Source organism: Salegentibacter flavus, from assembly GCF_900115145.1.
GTDB lineage: Bacteria > Bacteroidota > Bacteroidia > Flavobacteriales > Flavobacteriaceae > Salegentibacter > Salegentibacter flavus.
Genome location: NZ_FOVL01000001.1, coordinates 94,804 through 114,590, shown reverse-complemented (window position 1 = coordinate 114,590; position 19,787 = coordinate 94,804). Strand labels below are relative to the sequence as shown.

The 19,787-nt window shown below is 39.1% G+C and carries 22 protein-coding genes; 6 read left to right on the top strand and 16 right to left on the bottom strand.

The window, feature by feature from the left end:
* Positions 1-4 precede the first annotated feature (4 nt).
* Positions 5-1,321: an adenosylhomocysteinase gene (gene ahcY, locus BM266_RS00575; RefSeq protein WP_093404545.1), complete on the top strand. Its 1,317-nt coding sequence runs from the start codon at positions 5-7 to the stop codon at positions 1,319-1,321.
* Positions 1,322-1,404: 83 nt separating this feature from the next.
* Here the strand turns inward: ahcY and BM266_RS00570 are convergent, their stop codons facing one another.
* From BM266_RS00570 to BM266_RS00555, 4 genes are all read right to left on the bottom strand, one after another.
* The gene (locus tag BM266_RS00570; RefSeq protein ID WP_093404542.1) at positions 1,405-1,773 is read right to left on the bottom strand and encodes a putative signal transducing protein; all 369 of its coding nucleotides are present in this window, start codon (positions 1,771-1,773) and stop codon (positions 1,405-1,407) included.
* Between the two features lie 89 nt (positions 1,774-1,862).
* Complete coding sequence (rpmA, locus tag BM266_RS00565) at positions 1,863-2,123, bottom strand: 50S ribosomal protein L27 (protein ID WP_093404539.1); 261 nt, start codon at positions 2,121-2,123, stop codon at positions 1,863-1,865.
* Positions 2,124-2,152: 29 nt separating this feature from the next.
* The gene (gene rplU / locus BM266_RS00560) at positions 2,153-2,644 is read right to left on the bottom strand and encodes a 50S ribosomal protein L21 (protein ID WP_093405291.1); all 492 of its coding nucleotides are present in this window, start codon (positions 2,642-2,644) and stop codon (positions 2,153-2,155) included.
* A gap of 99 nt (positions 2,645-2,743) precedes the next feature.
* Positions 2,744-3,208, bottom strand: coding sequence for a DUF4199 domain-containing protein (locus BM266_RS00555; RefSeq protein ID WP_093404537.1), 465 nt, complete (start codon positions 3,206-3,208; stop codon positions 2,744-2,746).
* A gap of 182 nt (positions 3,209-3,390) precedes the next feature.
* On the opposite strand from BM266_RS00555, the gene BM266_RS00550 reads away from it, so the two are divergent.
* Both BM266_RS00550 and BM266_RS00545 read left to right on the top strand, forming a co-directional pair.
* Positions 3,391-4,713 (top strand): M16 family metallopeptidase, encoded by a 1,323-nt coding sequence (locus BM266_RS00550; protein ID WP_093404535.1) that lies wholly within the window; start codon positions 3,391-3,393, stop codon positions 4,711-4,713.
* Between the two features lie 19 nt (positions 4,714-4,732).
* Complete coding sequence (locus tag BM266_RS00545; protein ID WP_093405289.1) at positions 4,733-6,793, top strand: M16 family metallopeptidase; 2,061 nt, start codon at positions 4,733-4,735, stop codon at positions 6,791-6,793.
* A 56-nt stretch (positions 6,794-6,849) separates the two neighbouring features.
* On the opposite strand, the gene BM266_RS00540 is transcribed toward BM266_RS00545, so the two are convergent.
* From BM266_RS00540 to mutY, 5 genes are all read right to left on the bottom strand, one after another.
* On the bottom strand, positions 6,850-7,755 hold the full coding sequence (locus BM266_RS00540) for a DMT family transporter (protein ID WP_093404532.1): 906 nt from the start codon (positions 7,753-7,755) through the stop codon (positions 6,850-6,852).
* Positions 7,756-7,815: 60 nt separating this feature from the next.
* Positions 7,816-8,388, bottom strand: a complete 573-nt coding sequence (gene gldD, locus BM266_RS00535; RefSeq protein ID WP_093404530.1) for a gliding motility lipoprotein GldD — start codon at positions 8,386-8,388, stop codon at positions 7,816-7,818.
* Positions 8,385-9,707, bottom strand: a complete 1,323-nt coding sequence (locus BM266_RS00530) for a gliding motility-associated protein GldE (protein ID WP_093404527.1) — start codon at positions 9,705-9,707, stop codon at positions 8,385-8,387. Before BM266_RS00530 ends, gldD begins: the two co-directional genes overlap by 4 nt.
* A gap of 21 nt (positions 9,708-9,728) precedes the next feature.
* Entirely contained in the window at positions 9,729-10,175 is a 447-nt protein-coding gene (locus BM266_RS00525) for a single-stranded DNA-binding protein (protein ID WP_093404524.1), read from the bottom strand.
* A gap of 119 nt (positions 10,176-10,294) precedes the next feature.
* Positions 10,295-11,344: an A/G-specific adenine glycosylase gene (mutY, locus tag BM266_RS00520; RefSeq protein WP_093404521.1), complete on the bottom strand. Its 1,050-nt coding sequence runs from the start codon at positions 11,342-11,344 to the stop codon at positions 10,295-10,297.
* Between the two features lie 125 nt (positions 11,345-11,469).
* Between mutY and BM266_RS00515 the strand changes: the two genes are divergently transcribed.
* Both BM266_RS00515 and BM266_RS00510 read left to right on the top strand, forming a co-directional pair.
* A complete protein-coding gene (locus BM266_RS00515) occupies positions 11,470-11,778 on the top strand; it encodes an HU family DNA-binding protein (RefSeq protein WP_262506692.1) in 309 nt (102 codons plus the stop codon).
* A gap of 295 nt (positions 11,779-12,073) precedes the next feature.
* Positions 12,074-13,615 carry an Rne/Rng family ribonuclease gene (locus BM266_RS00510; RefSeq protein ID WP_093404518.1) on the top strand — a complete coding sequence of 514 codons (1,542 nt, stop codon included), beginning with the start codon at positions 12,074-12,076 and terminating at the stop codon, positions 13,613-13,615.
* Positions 13,616-13,687: 72 nt separating this feature from the next.
* On the opposite strand, the gene BM266_RS00505 is transcribed toward BM266_RS00510, so the two are convergent.
* Positions 13,688-15,133, bottom strand: coding sequence for a serine hydrolase (locus tag BM266_RS00505; RefSeq protein WP_093404515.1), 1,446 nt, complete (start codon positions 15,131-15,133; stop codon positions 13,688-13,690).
* A gap of 103 nt (positions 15,134-15,236) precedes the next feature.
* Between BM266_RS00505 and BM266_RS00500 the strand changes: the two genes are divergently transcribed.
* Positions 15,237-15,719: a regulatory protein RecX gene (locus BM266_RS00500; protein WP_093404513.1), complete on the top strand. Its 483-nt coding sequence runs from the start codon at positions 15,237-15,239 to the stop codon at positions 15,717-15,719.
* Here the strand turns inward: BM266_RS00500 and BM266_RS00495 are convergent.
* From BM266_RS00495 to BM266_RS00470, 6 genes are all read right to left on the bottom strand, one after another.
* Entirely contained in the window at positions 15,712-16,596 is an 885-nt protein-coding gene (locus tag BM266_RS00495) for a cupin-like domain-containing protein (RefSeq protein ID WP_394333111.1), read from the bottom strand. The two genes, BM266_RS00500 and BM266_RS00495, sit on opposite strands and share 8 nt — an antisense overlap.
* A gap of 126 nt (positions 16,597-16,722) precedes the next feature.
* A complete protein-coding gene (gene mnhG / locus BM266_RS00490) occupies positions 16,723-17,163 on the bottom strand; it encodes a monovalent cation/H(+) antiporter subunit G (protein WP_093404510.1) in 441 nt (146 codons plus the stop codon).
* Entirely contained in the window at positions 17,160-17,435 is a 276-nt protein-coding gene (locus tag BM266_RS00485; protein ID WP_093404508.1) for a cation:proton antiporter, read from the bottom strand. The genes mnhG and BM266_RS00485 overlap by 4 nt, the downstream gene beginning before the upstream one ends.
* Positions 17,432-17,911 (bottom strand): Na+/H+ antiporter subunit E, encoded by a 480-nt coding sequence (locus BM266_RS00480; protein WP_093404505.1) that lies wholly within the window; start codon positions 17,909-17,911, stop codon positions 17,432-17,434. Before BM266_RS00480 ends, BM266_RS00485 begins: the two co-directional genes overlap by 4 nt.
* Complete coding sequence (locus BM266_RS00475; protein WP_093404503.1) at positions 17,911-19,434, bottom strand: proton-conducting transporter transmembrane domain-containing protein; 1,524 nt, start codon at positions 19,432-19,434, stop codon at positions 17,911-17,913. Before BM266_RS00475 ends, BM266_RS00480 begins: the two co-directional genes overlap by 1 nt.
* Positions 19,431-19,784, bottom strand: a complete 354-nt coding sequence (locus BM266_RS00470; protein WP_093404500.1) for a Na+/H+ antiporter subunit C — start codon at positions 19,782-19,784, stop codon at positions 19,431-19,433. Before BM266_RS00470 ends, BM266_RS00475 begins: the two co-directional genes overlap by 4 nt.
* Between the last annotated feature and the right edge of the window lie 3 nt (positions 19,785-19,787).

Genomic DNA, 19,787 nt, shown 5'->3' with positions numbered 1-19,787 from the left:
TAATATGTCGACTAAAACAGTGCCTTACACCGCTTATAAAGTTAAGGATATTTCCCTTGCCGATTGGGGAAGAAAAGAGATAGAACTTGCCGAATCTGAAATGCCGGGACTAATGGCACTTCGGGAAGAATATAAAGATGAACAGCCTTTAAAAGGTGCACGAATAGCCGGTTGTTTGCATATGACAATCCAAACCGCTGTGCTTATTGAAACGTTGGTTGCCCTTGGTGCTGAAGTGACCTGGAGTTCCTGTAATATTTTCTCTACCCAGGATCAGGCTGCAGCCGCGATTGCCGCTGCCGGAATCCCGGTCTATGCCTGGAAGGGAATGACCGAAGAAGAATTTAACTGGTGTATCGAACAAACTCTGTTTTTTGGTGAAGAACGCGAGCCTTTGAATATGATTCTTGATGATGGGGGTGATCTTACCAATATGGTTTTTGATAAATATCCTGAGCTTGCCAAAGGCATCCGTGGACTTTCAGAAGAAACCACTACCGGAGTGCACCGTCTTTATGAAAGAATGAAAAACGGAACTTTGGTAATGCCGGCCATTAACGTGAACGATTCGGTGACCAAATCGAAATTCGATAATAAATACGGTTGTCGCGAAAGTGCAGTAGATGCAATTCGCCGTGCTACCGATATTATGCTTGCCGGGAAACGCGTTGTGGTTTGTGGTTATGGAGACGTTGGTAAAGGTACCGCAGCTTCATTTAAAGGAACCGGAGCCATTGTAACCGTTACAGAAATCGATCCTATTTGTGCCTTGCAGGCCGCGATGGACGGTTTTGAAGTGAAAAAACTTGAAACCGTAGTTGAAAAGGCAGATATCGTAATAACTACAACTGGGAACAAGGATATTGTTAGAGGTGAACATTTTGGAGCGATGAAAGACAAAACCATCGTTTGTAATATCGGGCATTTTGATAACGAAATTGATGTTGCCTGGCTTAACAATAACCACGGTGATACCAAAGACACTATTAAACCTCAGGTTGATAAATACACTGTTAACGGAAAAGATATTATTCTTTTAGCTGAAGGTCGCCTAGTAAACCTTGGTTGTGGCACAGGCCATCCGAGTTTTGTAATGAGTAATTCTTTTACCAACCAGACTTTAGCCCAGATCGAACTTTGGAAAAATGCCGATAAATATAAAAATGAAGTTTACATGCTTCCAAAGCACCTGGATGAAAAGGTAGCTAAACTTCACCTTGAGAAAATAGGTGTAGAATTAACCGAGCTAAAACCATATCAGGCCGAATATATTGGTGTGGAAGTAGAAGGTCCATTTAAGCCGGAGTACTATAGGTATTAAAACTGTCATCTCTGCGCAGGCAGAAATCTCATTGTTTATTTGATACATAATCCCTTTTGAAGTGAAATTCAGAAGGGATTTTTTTATTCAGGAATCATAAACCAGGTAAACAGGATGATTGCGATTAGTACAACAAGGGCCACGAGTAGAAAAATCATCCATTTACCAATCATAGGTTTTGCTCTGGAATCTGGCAGGCGGCTTCTATGTGTTGTCTCAAAATGTTGGTCTACGCCGGAATAACCGTGTTGGGTAAGAATACTTTTAGCTGTTTCTTTTTGCTGCTCTTCAACCTGGATCCTGCTTTCTGTAGTTGAAAGACCGGCATCGTTTTCTTCTGAAGAGGTTCCCGTATCCAGAATTTTAAAGTTTATACTCTCCTTAACAAAAATCTCTTTTATTCCGGAAACTTCAGTAATATCGGCGGTACGGTAAATAGTAACATATTTCATCGCTTAATCGGTTGGTTTACTTATAAATATACAAAAAAAGCCTCTTCGTTTCCGAAAAGGCTTTTGATATTATTCTAAAGCAAAGTTAATTAAGCTTCGAACGGTTCAATTGAAACGTAAGATTTATTATTCGTTGTTTTAGAGAATTTCACAACACCATCTATTTTGGCGTGTAAAGTATGGTCTTTTCCTGCATACACATTCTCTCCAGGATTGTGTCCAGTACCTCTTTGTCTTACGATGATATTTCCGGCTGCGGCAGCTTGTCCGCCAAAGATCTTCACACCTAAGCGTTTTGATTCTGACTCTCTACCGTTCTTGGAACTACCGACTCCTTTTTTGTGTGCCATTTTATTTTAGGTTTAAAGTAGTTTAATAATTAACTTAAAGCTTCAATTAATTCAGCTTTCTTCATTGAAGAATAACCTTCAATTCCTTTTTCTTTAGCCATTTCTCTTAATTCCACCACGGTGTGTTGGTTAAGATCATCCGCTTTGCTTTCGGCTTTGGTATCTTTTTTAGGCTCCTCTTTTTTAGCTGAAGAAGCTTTCTTTCCACCTTTTACATCAATGCTTTCAATTACGATTTCGGTTAAAGCCTGACGGTGTCCGTTTTTCTTCTTGTAACCTTTACGTCTTTTCTTTTTGAAAACAATTACTTTGTCCCCCTGAAGGTGACGGGAAATTTTGGCTCCTACAAGAGCGCCTTCTATAGCCGGGGCGCCTAAGGTAATGTTGTCACCATCGCCGGTAAGAAGAACCTTGTCAAAAGAAACACTGTCTCCTTCTTCTCCTGCTAAACGGTTTACAAACACCTTCTGGTCTTTTGCAACTTTAAATTGCTGCCCTGCTATCTCTACAATTGCGTACATAGTGTTTTTATTAGATTTATGCTTTACAAACGCCTGCTTTTTAGCAAGCGGGTGCAAATATACTTCTAATTAATTAATTCACAAACTCTTCTAAAGTTTTTAATAAGTATGCTTCTTCCCTTCCTTGGTGTTCCAGGAATCCTTGTAGAGCTGCATAAAAGTAAGGGTAAGAACGATAGTGGTTGCAAATCCCATTAGTGCAACCGTAAACAGTAACATTCCGATATTAATAAACCAATCGTCTACCCACATAGTTACTATTTCATCCTTAAAATCAGGATCGATCTCAGTAGCGTAGATTCCAAAGAAAATCGTGAATAAAATCGTTGCATTAAAACCGGTTAACAGCCCGGTCATAAAACCTTTTTGATATTTGAATTTATTCCCTGCCGATAGTCGGTAATACTTAATTGCTTCCCACATACCGTAAGCCATTATCACCCCATTGAACAAGCTGTAAATAGGATATTTATGAGCATCGAATAATGAGAGTATTAAAAAATAAGCAATAAGTCCTGCAGCTACGGCTACTCCATGTTTTATAGGAATACTGAATTTTTTCATAGTTCTTTTTTGGTTTTATACTAGTAAATTTCTTAAAAAACTACCGGTTTCACCCTTAACACCTTGTTAATTTTAGAACGAGCGTGGTTTAAATATTATTTTACCAATTAATATTCAACTACTGTAACAAATCTGTATTTTCTAATACTTATATCTGTACATTAATAAAAAACCATCTAGACATGTTTGACAAAATTAAGCTTACTGCCTGCGCCTTACTGGTTAGTGCCGTAGGAGTTGCCCAAGAAGTCGAATTCACGGAATACGACCTGGACAATGGACTACACGTTATTTTACATCAGGACAACACGGCTCCCGTAGTTTCAACCTCTGTGATGTATCACGTTGGCGGAAAAGACCTAAAAAATAACAAAACAGGATTTGCTCACTTTTTCGAACATCTTTTGTTTGAAGGAACAAAGAACATTGGAAAAGGGGAGTTTATGTCTATTATAAATTCCAACGGAGGCTCTTTTAATGCTACTACATCTTTAGACAGAACGTATTATTATGAGACATTTCCCTCAAATAAATTAGAACTGGGCCTTTGGCTTGAATCTGAAAGAATGCTTCACCCCGTTATAGGCCAGGAAGGTGTAGAAACGCAAAACGAGGTTGTAAAAGAGGAAAGAAGAAGAAGTTACGATAACAGACCTTACGGGAATCTACTTCAGGTAGTACAACGCAACCTTTTTACCGAACACCCTTACAAAGATCCCAACATTGGCTATATGGAAGACCTTGATGCGGCAACTCTGGAAGAGTTCAATGAATATTTCGATGAATATTACGCTCCGAACAACGCCACCCTGGTAGTAGCCGGAGATATAGATATCGATGAAACCAAAAAACTAATCGAAGATTATTTTGGGGCGGTCCCTTCAGGAAATGAGGTTTCCAGAACCCGTGTGGAAGAAAAGCCTATTAATAATAAAGTAACCGATACTTTCCACGATCCAAACATACAGCTACCAATGTTCCTCCTGGCATATAGAACCCCGGGAATGGCAACTAAAGATGCTCAGATCCTAGATATGGTGTCCACAATACTTTCGGGAGGAAAATCATCCAGGCTCTACAAGAAACTTGTAGACGATCAAAAGCAGGCTTTACAGGTATCTGCTATAAACCTTGCTTTTGAAGATTACAGTGCATACGCTATCTTAAGTTTACCTCTTGGAGAAACTAAATTAGAGACCCTAAAACAAGAAATTGACGAGGAGATAATCAAACTTCAAAATGAAACAATTTCTGAAAGAGAATTTCAGAAACTTCAGAATACCTTTGAGAACAGGTTCGTAAACGCGAACAGCAGTGTTTCAGGAATTGCAGAATCATTAGCAACCTACCACGTACTACATGGTAATACCGATTTAATAAACGAACAAATAGAAATTTACCGATCTATTACTCCGGAAGATATTAAAAGAGTGGCCAACGAGTATTTAAACGAAAACCAACGAGCCGAGATCTATTACCTTCCAAAAACGGACGATGTTCAATAAAAAATATAAAGACAATAAAATGAAAAAATATATACTCACTATAAATGCCCTATTGTTTCTGGCGTTTTCAAGCATTGCACAAATAGATCGAAGCACACCACCGGAAGCGGGTCCTGCACCAAAGATCAATCTTGAAAAACCACAGACCTTTACTTTAGAGAATGGGCTAAAAGTTATGATAGTAGAAAATCATAAGCTTCCCCGGGTTAATATGACTCTTTTACTGGACAATCCGCCTCATTCTGAAGGAGAAAAAGTTGGCGTTTCCTCCTTAACCGGAGGTCTACTGGGAACTGGGACCACTAAAACTTCAAAAGATGAATTCAATGAAGAGGTAGACTATCTTGGCGCCAATCTTTATTTTAGTGCCCAAAGCGTTAGAGCGAACACTTTATCAAAATTCCTCCCAAGGGTATTAGGATTAATGGCTGAAGGTGCCTTAACTCCAGAATTCACCCAAGAAGAATTTGAGAAACTTCAACAACGTGAGATCGAAAACCTTGAAAGCAATGAAAAGGATGTGGCTTTTAATGCAGGACGCTTAAGAAGAGCCCTGACTTATGGAAAAAACCATCCCTATGGCGAATTCAGCACTCCTGAGACCCTGAATTCTGTTACTCTGGAAGACGTTAAATCGCACTACAACAATTACTTCGTTCCTGAAAATGCTTACCTGGCAATTATTGGAGATGTAGATTTTGAGAAAGCTAAGCAGTTGGTTGAAGAAAATTTCAGCAAGTGGAATGCGAAGGAGATTCCTGAGGTGGATTTACCTGAGGTGGAGAATGTGGAAACTACCCAGATTAACTTACTTGATATGCCAAATGCAGTTCAAAGTCAGATTGCGGTGGTTAACAGTGTAGAGCTTCAAAAAAAAGACCCTGATTATTTCCCAGCCTTAATTGCTAACCAGATATTAGGAAGAGAAGATGGAAGACTTTTCAATAATCTTCGGGAAGATAAAGGATACACTTATGGCGCATATTCTTCCCTAGGGAGTGACAAATATGCTGCTGCCTTCACCGCTTCTGCTGAAGTTCGAAACGAAGTAACCGACAGCTCTGTTGTAGCTTTTATTGACGAGATCCATAGAATTCGCAATGAAAAGGTTTCCGAAGAAGAATTAAATAACGCAAAGAATAAATATGTAGGTAATTTTGTTCTTTCTCTTGAACAACCATCAACCATTGCCCGATATGCACTTGATATTGAAACAGAAGAGCTTCCTGAGGATTTCTATGAGACTTATCTACAGAAGATCAACGATGTAACCGAAGAGGATGTTCAACGTGTAGCTAAGAAATACTTTAAGCTTGACCAGGCACGAATTGTTGTTGCCGGTAAAGCTTCAGAAATTGCTAAAAATCTTGAAAAGATCGAATTCAACGGAAAAACACTTCCGGTTAAATATTACAACAAACTCGGAGAGGAAGTTGAAAAACCTCAGCAGAAAGAACTCGATGCTTCAGTAAGCGTAGAAAAGGTTTACGCCGATTATATTCAAGCAATTGGTGGCCGTGATGCCGTAGAAGAAGTTGAAACTGTGGCAATGATCGCTGAGGCTACTGTCCAGGGAATGGCTTTAAACCTTAGCATGAAAAGAACCAGGGATGGTAAGTTAAACCAGGAAGTTTCTGTTGGCGGAAATGTGATGAGCAAGCAAATATTTAATGGCGAAACAGGTTTTGTAGTAGCGCAGGGACAAAAAATTCCTTATACCGAAGACCAGATCAAAGCTGCTAAAATAGATGCCAACCCGTTCCCTGAACTTGAAGTTGGAAATGCAAGCCTTAAAGGAATCGAAAACGTAGAAGGAATAGACGCTTACGTGGTAGCTCTTGGAGAAAACAACAAAGCCTTTTATGATGCGGAAACCGGATTGAAAATTAAAACGGTTCAAACCGTATCCCAAATGGGGCAAACCATGAGCATCCCAACAGGATATAGCGATTACCAGGAGGTAGAAGGCGTGAAATTCCCTTTCTCTATCTCGCAGGCCGCAGGCCCGCAAACATTTGAATTTAATGTAACTGAGATCCTGGTAAATGAAGGGGTAACAGCAGAAGATTTTGAAGAATAGTTTTTTTATTAATGTTAGAGGGTGAGAAAACCGGCTTAAAGGCCGGTTTTCTCTTTTTATATCGCTTGCTTTCTGAATTTGCTGAACAGTTTTTTAGACCGGTTCACTATAAAAACTCCTGCTAAGATTACCATGGCAGAGAACAATTGCCAGAAGCTAAAAACCTCACCGTCCAAAATTCCCCAACCAAGGGCAACCACGGGGATTGTATAAGTAACAGAAGTGGTAAATACCGGATCTGATATCTGCACGAGCTTATTGAAAATTATCATGGCTATTCCGGTACCAATTATTCCCAGAACCGCCACATAAGCTACGGATATTTGAATTTCGGAGGTAGCTATTTCCTTCTGAAAAAAGCCTGATAAAACAAGAATAATAAATGCAGGAATAAGCAGCACTGTAAAGTTTCCGGCTGCGATTGCCAGCGGGGAAATATCGCTCATTTTGGTTTTAAGAATATTCACGTTAATTGCATAACAACCGGCGGCCATAACCACTAACAGAGAATACATATAATTTTGATCTGGATTTATTTCAGCTCCACTTAGTATTAACCCAATTGCCCCAATCAAGCCAATTGCCACCCCAATAAGTTTATTTTGGGTGAATACCGCTCTAAAAAAGAAAGCCCCGAAAATAAGAGTTAGAATTGGCGTAGTCGCATTTAATATTGAAGCAATGGCGCTGTCGATCTGGGTTTCAGCAAAAGCAAAAAAATAGACCGGAAAAAATGACCCCAGGAATCCCGAAATCACAATCCATTTCCACTGATTTGAAGAAAGCTTGCGCAGGCTATTAAACCCTACCAGGATGAGGAAAAGAGCTGCGAAAATAATTCTAAAGGAACCTACTTCGGTGGCCGAAAGCCCAACAAGGCCTTTTTTAATTAGGATAAAAGAACTCCCCCAAACCAGGGAAAGCAATAAGAGATAGATCCATTTCAATTTTTGTGGTGGCATATGGTTTTTGCTTTTTCAGGAGCAAAAATCGATATTAAATTACGCAAAACAACTTTTCTCTTACTTTTTCTCCTGCCAGCGGAGACTTTCCATCAAATGCTTCATATCCTTTTTAAGATAATCTGCTGCGGGAACAATGGAATCAAAATTAGGTTGGCGGTTAAAATAAACCGATCCGGTAAGAAAATGTTCAACACTGTCGGTTAGATAAAACTGGGCCTGGGAGGCTGCATCACCTTCAATTTCATAAAACATCCCGTAGGTATCGTGAAGCTCATTGGTATACATATCACCTTCAATAACATCCGCTTTTATGGTATGTTGTAATGGCAGATTTTGAGCATCTTTCAGCAAAGAATCGAGATTGTTTCTAACCGGCTGATAGGTAATAAAAATCATCCCGTTCATATCTTTATATTCCAGGTTTATCCAGCAGGGTATATTATTCCTTGAAGGAGTAATAACAGCTTTTTGATTCTTTTCGAAATTGTAAGGACAATCCAGGTTTATTGGAGAGTAAACGGCCTCTGTGTAATCCAGCGCCAAAAAGGCCCTGGGCTTAGGTCTGGCGTCCTCATTCCCACAGGAAGAGAACATGAACACTAATATTATTATCGCAAAGGCTAGTCTCATACAGGCATTATGCTAAGCTTGATCTGTTTTATCCGTTTATCGTCTACCGCTTCTATGGTAAAAGTATAATTCAGGAAAAAGATCTCATCATTTTTCTTCGGGAAGCCTGCCGATATCTCCAGAAGGAAGCCTGCAAGAGTTTCGGCTTCCCCCTTTTGCTCTTCGAAAGCTTCCGGATATTCCAGCTTTATGATCTTGTAGAAATCCTTTAGCGGTGTTTTCCCCTCAAAAATAAAATTATGTTCATCTAGCTTTGAGAAGATCAGGTCTTCATCATCAAACTCATCGCTAATATCTCCAACGATCTCTTCAATTATATCTTCCAGGGAGATCAATCCGCTGGTTCCACCATATTCATCCACAACAATTGCCAGGTGACTTTTTTTATTCTTAAAATCGTTGAGCAAGTCATCAAGTTTTTTATTCTCCGGAACAAAATATGGCTCTCTTAATAACTTTGTCCATTCAAATTCATTTTCTTCAATATAAGGCAGAAGATCTTTCACATACAGGATACCTATGATATTATCTATATTTTCCCTGTACACAGGAATACGGGAGTAGCCGTTTTTGATAATTTCGGGAATGATCTCTTCATAGTTCAGATTTTCGTTGAGTGCAAAAATATCCATCCTGGGGCGCATTACCTGTTTGGTATCGGTATTCCCAAAGGAAACAATTCCCTTAAGGATCTTTTGCTCCTCTTTGGTGGTTCCTTCATCACTGGTAAGATCCAGGGCCTGCGAGAGATGGTCTACATTCAAAAAGGAACGTTGTTTCCCAAGTTTGTCGTGAATAAACAAGGTAACCGATCGCATAGGCGTACTAAGAGGAGAGAAGAAACTATCGAGAAAATTAAGTGGTTGAGCCATAAAATTTGAAAACTGAACTCTATTCCTGCTGGCATAGACCTTTGGCAGAATCTCTCCAAAAAGTAAAATTAGGAAGGCCACCACTCCCACTTCTATAATAAGTTTAAAATCTACCCCCCAGAAAACGGTTCTCATCCTACCGAAAAGCTCATCGGTGAGCGTATCAAAAAGCAGAACGATGGCAATATTTATAAAATTATTAGCGACCAGAATAGTAGCAAGCAATTTCTTAGGCTTGTCTAGGAGGTTGACTACAATTTGCTGTGCTTTGCTTCTCTTCCCATCATCGGTGATCACATCGGCCGGAGTAAGGGAAAAGAATGCCACCTCTGCACCTGAGATAAGGGCAGAACAAAGCAGTAAAAGCAATAAGATAATTAAACTAATTATCTGGGTGAAGTCTATAGTGGCCCAAAACAGAATTAAACTGGGAGGTTCTGAGTCCAAATGCTATGGTTTTAGTTAAACTTAAAAAGGAAGATCATCTTCATCTTCTTCCTGTGCAAATCTATCATTTTTTGGCTGGCTTTGTGGTTTTTGTGCCTGAGTTTCCTGTGGAGCACTTCCACCTGCCTGATCTTTGGGAGTTAAAAAGGTAAATTCTGAACAGTGAATTTCTGTGGAATACTTATCATTTCCCTGGTCATCCTGCCATTTACGGGTCTTAAGTCGACCTTCGATGTAAACCTTATCTCCTTTCTTAAGATATTTCTCGCAAATCTCTGCAGCTTTATTACGCACCACAATATTATGCCACTCGGTATTGGTAACCCGTTCCCCGGTGGCTTTATTGGTGTAGGACTCATTTGTAGCCAGCGGAAAGCGTCCCAGCGAATTTCCACCTTCAAAATAATGCATTTTCACATCATCTCCCGTATGCCCTATCAGCATTACTTTGTTTAGCGTACCAGTCATTTTTTTAGTTTTATTTGAACCTCATTTAGAGGATTTTCTAAGTTTAAATTTATTCTAAAATACTCAAAAATTTCGAGCAGACTAAAATTGATTGAAATAAAAGTTTCAACACTTCTTAATTAATAATCCTCAAAGCCCGATTCTTCAAGGAAATTCTGGATTAAAACCGGAACAGGATAATTCTTAACTTTTTCTATCGGAATGCCTTTTTCATTTAATGCTTCGGAGTTAACCAACCAGAAATGGGTGTAAATATGCTGGTGGGAAAGCTTGTGTATAACCGGTTTTTCATTATACAAAACAACATTAGCCGCCAAAACACCTGTCTCATCCTGAATCTTTTCTTCGGAAATAAATGTTTCAGAAGTTACCGATTCAAGGGTCTCGATGAGTGGAAATTCAAAGAGTCCTTCCCAAATCCCTTTTCCTTTGCGCTGCTGAAGCAGGGTTTTATTCTCTTCAGAAGAAAAGACCAAATAATTGAAATAACGCTTTTTCACCTTCGGCTTCTTAGGCTTAACCGGCAATTCCTTAATCTTATCGTGTTTTAAAGCTAGGCAAGTCTCATTAAAAGGACAGCTTTCACAATGCGGATTTCGCGGTTTACAGTGCAAAGCTCCAAACTCCATAAGGCCCTGGTTGAACTTCGAAGGATTCTCTTTATCCAGTAATTCCCATGCCAGCAGTTTAAATTCTTTGATTCCGGCGGTTGAATTTATAGGAGTTTCGACATCAAAATACCTGGAAAGAACCCTGTATACATTCCCATCAACAACGGGAACGGCTTCATTATAACAGATAGAAGCGACAGCACTGGCGGTATAATCACCAACCCCTTTCAGGCTTTTAAGTTCCTTATAATTATTGGGGAAAACACCGTTTAGCTCAAAAGCCACATATTTTGCGGTTTCGTGAAGGTTGCGGGCACGGGAATAGTAGCCTAATCCCTGCCAGAGCTTGAGCACTTTTTCCTGGGAAGCCTCAGCCAGATCAAAAACAGTTGGAAAAGCCTCAATGAAGCTTAAATAATACGGTAATCCCTGTTCCACCCGGGTTTGTTGCAACATAACTTCACTAAGCCAGATATGATAGGGGTCGGCAGTTTTGCGCCAAGGCAAATCGCGCCTATTATTTAAATACCAATTAATCAGTATTTTAGAAAATTCCATAGAAATTATTGTCGGGTTGCAATATTAAAAGTTTATTCCGTTATTATTTAATGAATTAGGCTTGAAATATTGGAGATTTAATTCTTATATTTGCGCCCTTGAAAAATTAGAAACCCCAATTTATAATATTAAATAGCACGAAAATGACGAAAGCAGATATCGTAGCAAACATTTCAGAAAAATTAGGAATGGAAAAAGGTGATGTTCAGGCTACTATTGAGACCTTCATGGACGAAGTCAAAACTTCACTAGAAAGCGGAGACAATGTATACTTGAGAGGATTTGGAAGCTTTGTAGTAAAAACAAGAGCCGAAAAAACCGGAAGAAATATTTCTAAGAACACTACCATCAAGATTCCAGCGCACAACATTCCGGCTTTTAAACCGGCTAAAATATTTGTTGAAGGCGTTAAGTCTAACGTTGAAGTAAAGTAAAAGCCCGCTATAGCAGGCAAAAGAAAATAAGTTATTAATTAAAAACGTACACTATGCCAAGTGGTAAAAAAAGAAAAAGACATAAGGTAGCTACGCACAAGCGTAAGAAAAGAAGAAGAGCTAACCGCCATAAGAAAAAGTAGTTTTCACACTACTTTTTTTGTTTAAAAAGTTCATTGAAATCGAAATCCTAAAGCCCGCCCTTAGCGGGATTAAGATTTCTTCAGGAATAAAAACCCTGTGAGAAAATAATGTTTAATCCATCCCGATCATATCGGGACAAAAATCTAAAAGAGTGGACAAAGAATTAATTATCAGGTCCGAATCCTCTGCTGTAGATTTTGCCTTACTAAAAGATGGAAAACTTATAGAACTCAACAAGGAAGAAGACAGCAACAAATTTAATGTTGGCGACATATTTCTCGCCAAAATCAGAAAAGCTGTACCCGGGTTAAATGCCGCATTTGTAAATGTTGGCTATGAAAAGGATGGTTTTTTACACTATCACGATCTCGGGCCTCAAATCTCTTCCCAGCTTAAGTTCATAAAACGTGTAAGCACAGGTAAATTAAAAGATTATTCGCTTAAGAATTTTACTTTTGAAAAGGATATTGACAAGAACGGTCAAATTACCGATGTTCTAAAGTCAAATCAATCGATACTGGTTCAGGTTGTAAAAGAACCTATTTCTACCAAAGGCCCCAGGATAAGTTCAGAGCTTTCCATCCCGGGCCGTTATATAGTGCTGGTTCCTTTTTCTAATCGGGTTTCGGTTTCACAAAAAATCGAAAGCAAAGAAGAAAAGGACCGCCTAAAAAGACTGGTAAAAAGCATTAAACCCAAAGGATTCGGGGTTATTGTTAGAACCGTAGCCGAAGGCAAAAAAGTAGCAGAACTGGACAGAGATCTTCAGAATTTAGTTGATCAATGGACAGCCATGAGTAAAAAATTGTATAAAGCACCTCACCCCTCAAAAGTACTGGGAGAACTCAACAGAGCTTCTTCCCTACTTCGGGATATCTTCAACGACACTTTTACTTCTATTATCGTTGACGATGAAACGCTTTATACACAAATTAAAGATTATGTGGGCGAGATTGCCCCAAGTAAAGAATCAATTGTAAAATTATATCAGTCGAATGTTCCAATCTTTGAAAAATACGGTATCGAAAGACAAATAAAAACTACGTTCGGGCGCACCGTTTCTATGAGCAAAGGCGCCTACCTGGTGATAGAACACACCGAAGCTATGCACGTTATAGACGTGAATAGCGGTAACCGTTCTAATAAATCTAAAAACCAGGAAGATACTGCATTAGAGGTGAACATGATAAGCGCCACCGAAATAGCCCGCCAGTTGCGACTTCGCGACATGGGAGGAATAATTGTGGTAGACTTTATCGATATGGGCCGCGCCGAAAACCGCAAAGCCCTTTTCGATCACCTTAAAAATGAGATGAGCGACGACCGCGCAAAACATAAGATTTTGCCGCCGAGTAAATTCGGATTGATACAAATTACAAGACAACGCGTACGGCCGGAAATGAATATTAAAACCCGGGAGATAAATCCCAACGGGGTTGGTGAAATTGAGGCACCAATACTTTTAATAAACAAAATAAAAACCGACCTGGAAAAACTCATCAAGAAAGATCACAAAAAGATCACTTTGAGTGCGCACCCATTTATTGCAGCCTTTTTAACCAAAGGCTTTCCATCACCCCGTTCGCAATGGTTTTTAGACCATAAGCGCTGGGTTAAAATTTTACCAAGAGACGCTTACACGTACATGGAGTATCACTTTCACGACAAAGAAGGGAAAGAGATCACACTTTAAATTAAAAACGCCTTTCGTTAATTCGAAAGGCGTTTTTTTTTGGCATCTATTCAGCTAAAACAGTTAAATTATTTAGCGGTTAAGTTTCTCTGAATAATTTCCATGGGATTTATACCTGATTATTTCACCGGCTTCCCCTCTTTCAAATTCCAGGGTCTCTCCCAATTCCTCATCATCTCTAATTCTTCTGAAAGTATCACCTTCAATGTGCTTATAAAAACTCATTGCCTTTGTTGGCGAGGAGGTTGGCAAGCGCATCATTACCAGTTTTTCTCCCCAGGACCCAATATAAACTTCATTCGTCCAGGGACTACTATCATAATAACCTACAAAATCATCAAGTTTAATCGCATCTCCGGTTTCCTCCTCATTCTCTTTTTTATCCTCACCGGTTTCAGTTTTAATCTTGTTTAAAATTGCATGAATCCCGGTTGCGTATTTCCCGGGATTTGTTCCATTGGCATTAATTAAAACCGCGTAGGTTCGTTTTGATTCAGGATTAACCATTAGAATAGAGCGATAACCGGGACAACTACCGCCATGACTAATCCAGGTAGTGCCATCAGAGCCTTTGCTCACAGCAAATCCTAATCCCCAGGTAGTCTCCCAATCGGGATCTGTCCAGTGAACTCTTTGCATTAATTTTAATGTTGAAGGTTTTAAAATTTCAACGGCTGATGTATCTCTTAATCTTAATTGCCAGGCACCAAATTCCCCCAGGTCCTCAACGGTGGAAGAAAATCCCGCTGCTGCCTGAACCCCACCGGCATCAAAAAGTTTTAATTTCTCCCGTGAACCATCTCTTTTTAAAGGTCCATACCCAACTGCCAGCTCATCCCCATATTTATCTTCCGGCAGAGAGGCATAAGTGTTATCCAACCCCAGGGGATCAAGAATATTTTGTCGAACATATTCCTCATAAGGCATTCCTGAAATCTCTTCGACTACTTCTCCCAACAAGGTTAACCCCAGGTTGCTATACTGAAAATAAGTTGAAGAGGGGTATAAGGTTTCCTGCTCTGAAAGCTCCTCTCTTATTTCCTCTGTCTCCGGAAAAGCAAAATCGGGGCCGGTCCAGTACGAAAAATTAGATTCCCGCGGCAACCCGGAGGAATGAGTTAGTATACTCCGAATCGTGATGGGTTCTGTATCCTTAAACTGCTGTTTTAGATCATACCAAGGCAGCAAATCTTCTATTTTGTCATCCAGCCTCAGCTTGCCTTCATCATACAGTTTCATCACGGCCACCGAAGTAAAAAGTTTGGAAATTGAACAGATACTGCATAAGGTCGAAACATCAGCTTGTGTATTGTCATCGGGGTTTGCAAATCCAAAAGCTCCCGACCAGATTTTATCCTGATCTTCGGTTACACTGGCTATTATCGCTGGAAGCTTCTCATAATCCTTTTGGGCATCTAACCAAACTTCTATGAGTTGAATAGCTTCATCATAATCTTTCTGCGCATTTACAGAAACAGTTAAAAAAAAGAGTACAGATAGTAAGAAAAAAATTTTCATATGGCTGGTATTAAATTAATTCTGTTAAAATAAACCAATAACCCGAATGATAAAAGGTAACCAGAAAAATAATTTAGTTTTGAATTGACTAATTTTGTTTGATATGAATACCGGTCAAACTCATAAATCTTATTCCGTCAAAGAAGCCACGATCAAACTGATGCAGTTTTGCGCATACCGTGACCGCTCTCACAAAGAAGTTGAGGAAAAATTAAGAGAAATGAACATGATCCCGGCTGCACAAGAACAGATTATCATTCAATTGATGCAGGAAGATTTTTTAAATGAAGAACGCTTTGCCCGCAGTTTTGTAAGAGGTAAATTCAGAATAAAAAAATGGGGGAGAATAAAGATCAGGCAGGGACTTAAATTCCGGGAGATTTCTTATCCAATAATAAAACTGGCCTTAACTGAAATTGAAGAGGAAGCCTACCTTCACACTTTGGAAGAATTAGCAATTAAGAAACAAAAGGCAATCAAGGAGAACAACCTGTTCAAGAAAAAGAGAAAATTAGCCGATTTCCTGCTTCAAAAAGGTTACGAAGCTAATCTCGTATACGATAAGGTGAATTCACTAGTTAAATAGGCTTATTATGCCTCTCGGTGCGTTTTATAGCTAGTTCGTTCTTGTAGTCTATCCATCTCTGACCTTTCCATTTTCTCATGTAATTATCGAAATGGCGCATAAAGAGTAGGTTATAAACCGCTTTGGAGAAATTTGTTGCACTTCGGGGAAATGCTCTAAGGCTCATTGAGAATCCTGGAGTAAGATATGTCATTTGGTGCCAGTATCCTTCAGGCATATAAAGGCACTCTCCGTGATTGAGTTCGGTAACATAACCTTTCGCTTTAGTTAGTACAGGGAATTTATCAAGATCGGGATTATTAAAGTCGATATCTTCTCTTGAGATCAGAGCATGAGGCACTTTATAAAGGTATTTTGTTTCTGAAGGCGGAAATAAAATACAGCGTTTTCTTCCGTGGAAATGAAAGTGAAGTATGTTGGCAAAATCGATATCATAATGCATAAAAACCTTCGAGTGCTCTCCCCCAAAAAATAAGGTAGGCAGCTTCTTAATGAATCGCAGACCAATATCAGGAAATTTAAAATCCTGCTGAAGCACGGGAACTTCCTTGAGCAATTGGTACAAAAAAATACGATAATTGGTAGGCCTTGACCTTAACAGATCTATATAATCTGCCATTTTCATCTCAGTATGAGGCTCGTTGAATTTGTATTCTGAAGATATAGGCCTGTCATCGTAAAGGGGCACTGTTTTATCTCCGGCCATTTCCTTTATATACTGCAAATCCCATTTTCGGTAAGCCGGCCAGTCTTCTATAAGATGTTCAATAACTACCGGTTTTTGTGGCTTGACATAATTTTCGATAAAATCCTTCTTGGAGATTCGTGCCACCCTTGAGATTTCAGCTAACTCAAGTTGGTTTTTTGTCTTCATCATTCAGCTTCATTCAATTCCAGCAAGCTCATGCTAATTCTCGTTATCTTTTCGTAATTATAGTGTTGGCTTTTATGGTGTCGGTATGGCATCAGGCAAACGCACAATTATGTCAAAAACCAGGATTAACTATTTCACCAATTCATCCTCATCTTCTTCATCTTCATTTCCATAGTCGGGCCTGTCATGCATCACATTATCTCCAGGCGTATCGTCGATTTCACTTTTAAGCACGTGAGTTTTCTTCTGGTATTTACCATGTAGATCATCCATAACCGATTTATCCCAAAGTTTTACTCCCATAAAATATGAAGCCCTACCAATTAGATGCGCACTTACAGGTGCTGTAAGCAGCACAAATAGAAAAATCACCAGAGCTCTGGATGTTGTTGAAAGATCATTAAAATAAATTGCTGATGATAACAGCAAAAGGCCAACCCCCAGAGTAGCCGCCTTTGTGGTTACCGATATTCTAAGATAGGTGTCCGGCATTCTTATCATGCCTATAGCAGCAAGTAAGATGAACAGGGTTCCCAGAGTTATTAATATGACTATTATGATAGTACTCATTTCTTTCGGTTTCTTTTTTCAATATAATAAGAAAATGCCACGGTACTTAAAAATGCAATAAGAGCAAGGATCATGGCGGTATCCATAAATGTAGATCTTCCATGAACGATACTATAAACGGCAATAATTCCAATTCCTGTGGTTATCAAAAGGTCTAAGGCGATAACCTTATCAGCGATGCTTGGTCCTCTAAAAAACCTGTAAAATATTAACAGGATAGAAAAAGCCAGAACTGGCAGAATTACATAATATATATAGTCGTTTAATGTCATTTCTTAAAAATATCCAATAAGCGTTTTTCAAAACCGTTTTTAATCCCGTGTATAAATTCTTCCCTATCTGTGATATACATCGCGTGTACAAAAAGTACTTTCTTGTCATTAGAAACATCCAGGCTAAGAGTACCGGGCGTTAGTGAGATCATATTGGCCAGTAAAGTAATTCCAATATCCGATTGTATGTCCAGGGGCACCATAACGATCCCGGGTTTCATTTTTAGATTTGGAGTACTTACTTCATAGGCAACTTGTAAATTAGCTTTTACCAGTTCAAATAAAAAATAAAATACGAAGGATATCAATTTAGGAACAAGCGTGAAATAATTATATTTTCTTTTATCCTTGCTTGTAATCCAAAGGATAAAAAAGCTCAACACAAAACCGAAAATATAATTGTTAAATGCAAAATCACCGGTTAGTGCAACCCAGATGAAAGTGAGTAATAAATTTGCGACGAACCTGCTTTTCATTATTCGGGATTTTGAACATTATTAAACACCGCATCAATATACAATTGATTATCCATAAGTTCCTGTGCCACACGCGATGACAGAATCTGGATATTTTCAGCACCAAAACCAATGTACAGGGAAACAAAACTTAAAAAAACTATGGGCGCTACAAAACCTAGTTTCCGGTATTTCCCCATTTTATGAAAGTAATCAAATTTAATTCTTTTACGAATTTCTCCGGGATTTTTCCAGAATACCTCTGCCCAAAGTTTAGCAATCACCACAAGGGTAATAAAACTAGCAAAGATAATAGCAGCCAGCCCCCAGTAACTTTCAGTATTAAAACTCGCTGTAATTAGCGAAATTTTAGGCCAGAAACCAGATAAGGGCGGAATTCCTACAAGAGAGAATAACGGGATAAAAATTAGCAGGCTCAATTTGGGATAATCGCTGTAAAACCCTCCTAGGGCTCGCATACTACTCGATCCCTTTATTCTGTAAATTAGTCCACTTACCATGAAGAGGTTGGTTTTCACAATGATATCATGAATAAGATAGAAAATTGTACCCGCAATGGCAACTTCGGTAAACATTCCCAAACCGAGTATCATATATCCTATATGACAAATTATAAGGTATGAAAAAACCTTTTTTACATTATTCTGGATAAGTGCTCCCACACCTCCACTAAACAGCGTTAAAATCGCTATTACAAGCAGGAGTTCATCCAGAAAGGCATCCCCAACAAAAATAAGCGTAAAAACCCTGATGAGGGCATACACTCCTACTTTGGTAAGCAAGCCACCAAATATGGCTGAAACTGCTGATGGCGGCGTATGATAGGAAGCAGGCAACCAGAAATAAAGCGGAAAAACCGCTGCTTTTATCCCGAAACCTATTAAAAACAAAACTGCAGTAATCTGCACTAAAGCTCTGTTTTCAACTTCGGCAACCTTAATGGCAAGATCGGCCATATTTAAACTTCCCGTCAATCCATAAAGTACTGCAATGGCAGTAAGGAAGATCATTGAAGCCAGGAAATTAAGTGTAAAATATTTTACCGCACCTTCCAGCTGGGCTTTTTCCCCGCCAAGGGTTATTAAAACGAAGGAACTAATGATGATAATCTCAAACCATACGTAAAGGTTGAAAATATCCCCCGTAAGAAAGGCTCCATTAAGGCCCAGCAATAGAAAATGAAAAATGGGGAAATAACCAAATCTCAACCTGTCCGGGATCATAGAGGAAGCAGAGAAAATCGAAACAGCAAGTCCGGCAATTGCGGTAAGCAATACCAGGGTTATCGAAAAAGAATCGGCAACAAAGGTAATTCCAAATGGGGCTTCCCAGCTTCCGGCCTGCAGGGTTTGGGTCCCGTTATTCCAAATAAAGCTGAATACATAAATTGTTAATCCCAGATGCAGGATACTTCCTAAAATACTAATGATCCGCTGTGCATTTATCCTGTACCAGAAAAACATCAAAAGGATGCTTAATAGCAGTTGCAGCAATAACGGATATAGAATTAACTGTTGTGTCATGAATCTTCGTCGGTTGCGTTCATTTCGTCAAGGTCATCGGTCTTTACTACTTTATGCGCTCTTTTTACAAGAATAATAGCAAAAGACTGCAAGCCAAAACTAATTACGATGGCTGTTAATATAAGTGCCTGCGGAACAGGATCGGCATAGGCTTCAAGAAAAACCTTGGATTCTTCAGGAATAATTGGCGGAGCTCCCTCTGTTATTCTTCCCAGAAGAAAGATGAGCAGGTTGGCACCATTTCCGAGCAAAATAATTCCAATAATAAGTTTAACCAGGCTTCGGCGCAGAATCATATAAATACCCGCAGCATAAAGCACCCCTATTATTATTGCAAAAAGTATTTCCATAAA